Raw genomic sequence first — 2,839 nt, forward strand, 5'->3', positions numbered from 1 at the left:
GCCCCGCCGGGTCCGGCCCCCGCGCCGGGACCCGGCGGGCCCGCACCGGGCGGGCCTGCCAAGCTGTCGCCATGCGCGTCCACATCGGCACCGACCACGCCGGCTTCGAGCTCAAGCAGCACCTGGTGGCGCACCTGCGCGAGCAGGGCCACGACGTCGTCGACCACGGCGCGGCGCAGTACGACGCCGCCGACGACTACCCACCGTTCGTGGTGCGCGCGGCGGCGGCCGTGGCCGCCGACCCCGGCAGCCTGGGCGTGGTCATCGGCGGTTCCGGCAACGGCGAGCAGATCGCCGCGAACGTCGTGCCGGGCATCCGCTGCGCGCTGGCGTGGTCGCAGGACACCGCGCGCCTGGCGCGCGAGCACAACGACGCCCAGTGCGTGGGCATCGGCGCGCGCATGCACACCGTCGAGGAGGCCACCGCCCTGGTCGACACCTTCCTCGCCACGCCCTTCTCGGAGGACCCGCGCCACGTGCGGCGCATCCAGATGCTCGACGAGTACGCGCGCACCGGCGAGCTGCCGCCGCTGCCGCACGCCTGAGGCGTGCCCGAGGGCAACGTCGTCCACCGCCACGCCCGCCTGCTGCGCGAGCGCTTCGGCGGGCAGCGGCTGTCGGTCAGCAGCCCCCAGGGCCGCTTCGCGCAGGGCGCCGCGCTGGTGGACGGCCACCTGCTGCGCGGCACCGACGCCCACGGCAAGCACCTGCTCCTGGACCTCGGCGAGGAGCAGGTGCTGCACGTGCACCTGGGCCTGTACGGCACGTGGACGCTCGGCGAGGGCGAGCCCCCCGAGCCGCGCGGCGCCGTGCGCGCGCGCCTGGCCGGCGGGGGCGGCTGGGCGGACCTGCGAGGGCCCACCGCCTGCCAGGTGCTCACCGCCGCCGAGACCGCCGAGCTGCACGCGCGCCTGGGCGCGGACCCGCTGCGCGCCGACGCCGACCCCGAGCGCGCCTTCGCGGTCGTGGGCCGCTCGCGCGTGGCGGTGGGGGCCCTGCTCATGCAGCAGGAGGTCGTCGCCGGCCTGGGGGCGATCTACCGCGCCGAGCTGCTCTTCCGCTGCGGGATCGACCCGTACCGCCCCGGCCGCGACGTCACCCGCGAGGAGTGGGGGGCGCTGTGGGCGGACGCGGTGCACCTGCTGGGCACCGACGTGCGCACCGGGCGCATCGTCACCACGCGCCCGGCGCACCGCTCGAAGGCGCGCGGGACCCCCTCGGAGGAGGACCGCTTCTACGTCTACCGGCGCGGCGGGCAGCCGTGCCGGGTGTGCGGCACCCCGGTGCAGCACGCGCAGATGGTGGCCCGGCACCTGTTCTGGTGCCCCACCTGCCAGCCCTCCTGAGGCCCGCGCCCGGGACCGGGGACCCGGGGGCCGGGGGCCCGGGTCAGCCGGGGACGGCCCGGGGCAGCAGCGGTGCGCCGGCCGCGACCGCGGCGGCCAGCTCCGCGCCCAGCCCGCGGGCCACGTCCTGCAGCAGCGGGCCGGCCTGCGCCACGCAGCGGGCGGTGTCCGGCTCGACGTCGGTCAGGGCGCGCGCATCGGCGAAGCCGGCCGCGCGCCAGCGCCCCTCGGCCAGGGTGCGCCGGCCGCTGAGGGCCACCACCGGCGCGCCCAGCGCCGCGGCGGCCCGGGCCACGCCCACGGGCGTCTTGCCCCCCAGGGACTGCTCGTCGAGGCTGCCCTCGCCGGTGACCACCAGGTGCGCCCCGGCGGCGCGCCGGTGCCAGTCCACCAGCTCCAGCACGACCTCCACGCCGGGCCGGCGCCGCGCGCCCAGCAGCCCCAGCGCCACCAGGCCAGTGCCGCCGGCGGCCCCCGCCCCGGGCACCTCGCGCGCCTCGGGCGCCCCGGCGGCCACCAGCGCGTCGGCCAGGCGGGCCAGCGCCGCGTCCAGCAGCCGCACCTGCTGCGGGTCGGCGCCCTTCTGCGGGCCGAAGACGGCCGCGGCGCCGCGCGGGCCCAGCAGCGGGTTGTCCACGTCGGCGGCCAGCGTCCAGCGCACCTCGCGCACGCGCGGGTCCAGCCCGGACAGGTCCACCCGCTCCAGGTGCGCCAGCGCGCCGCCGCCGTCGGGCAGGTCGCGCCCGCGCGCGTCCAGCAGGCGCGCGCCCAGGGCGGCCAGCAGGCCGGAGCCGCCGTCGGTGCAGGCGCTGCCGCCCACGGCGAGGACGACCTCGCGGGCGCCGTCGTCCAGGGCGGCGCGCACCAGCTCGCCGGTGCCGCGGGAGGTGGCCGCCAGCGCCGAGCGCACCGCGCCGGGCAGCCGGTCCAGGCCCGAGGCCTGCGCCAGCTCCACCAGCGCCTCCGGGCCGCCGGGGCGGCGCGCCCACGCGGCGGTGACGGGCTCGCCGGTGGGGCCGGTGACCGCGGCGGCCACCGGGCGCCAGCCCGCGGCGACGGCGGCGTCCACGGTGCCCTCCCCGCCGTCGGCGACGGGCACCTCGCTCACCCGCAGGCCCTGCGCGGGCAGGGTCCGCGCGAAGCCCTCGCGCAGCCCGGCCGCCACGCGCGCGGCGACCTCGACGGCCGTCAGGGACCCCTTGAACTTGTCCGGGGACACGACGACGTGGACGGGCGCCGACACCGGCGGTGGTGCGATCACGGGGGCAGCCTGCCAGGTGCGGGCGGCGGCGCGGGGCCGGTGCGCGCAGGATGGGCGGGTGGCGAGACCTCGGCTGGGCGCCGGCGACGTGGCGTGCTGGCTGCTGAAGACGGCCTCCGACCCGCCCGAGCTGGCGGCGGCGGGCCCCGGCGGCGCGGTGCGGCTGCGCCGCTGCGTGCACCCCACCTACCGCCTGGGGCTCGTGGCGCCCGGGCAGCCGGTGCTGCTGTGG

3 protein-coding genes are annotated in these 2,839 nt (G+C 80.1%); 2 read left to right on the forward strand and 1 reads right to left on the reverse strand.

Annotated features, from left to right (window positions below; genetic code table 11):
- The first annotated feature begins 71 nt into the window (after positions 1 to 71).
- Together GTR00_RS18205 and GTR00_RS18210 are read left to right on the forward strand one after the other, a co-directional pair.
- Positions 72 to 545, forward strand: a complete 474-nt coding sequence (locus GTR00_RS18205) for a ribose-5-phosphate isomerase (RefSeq protein ID WP_166612989.1) — start codon at positions 72 to 74, stop codon at positions 543 to 545.
- Positions 546 to 548: 3 nt separating this feature from the next.
- Positions 549 to 1,346, forward strand: a complete 798-nt coding sequence (locus GTR00_RS18210) for an Fpg/Nei family DNA glycosylase (protein WP_166612990.1) — start codon at positions 549 to 551, stop codon at positions 1,344 to 1,346.
- 43 nt (positions 1,347 to 1,389) lie between these two features.
- Here GTR00_RS18210 and GTR00_RS18215 read toward each other — a convergent pair whose 3' ends face one another.
- The gene (locus GTR00_RS18215) at positions 1,390 to 2,607 is read right to left on the reverse strand and encodes a glycerate kinase (RefSeq protein ID WP_323132593.1); all 1,218 of its coding nucleotides are present in this window, start codon (positions 2,605 to 2,607) and stop codon (positions 1,390 to 1,392) included.
- Between the last annotated feature and the right edge of the window lie 232 nt (positions 2,608 to 2,839).

Origin of the sequence: Kineococcus indalonis (assembly GCF_009906395.1) — a bacterium.
Taxonomy (GTDB): domain Bacteria; phylum Actinomycetota; class Actinomycetes; order Actinomycetales; family Kineococcaceae; genus Kineococcus; species Kineococcus indalonis.

Coding starts and splice junctions, on each gene's coding strand:
- GTR00_RS18205 (WP_166612989.1), top strand. CDS start 72: ATGCGCGTCCACATCGGCACCGACCACGCCGGCTTCGAGCTCAAGCAG.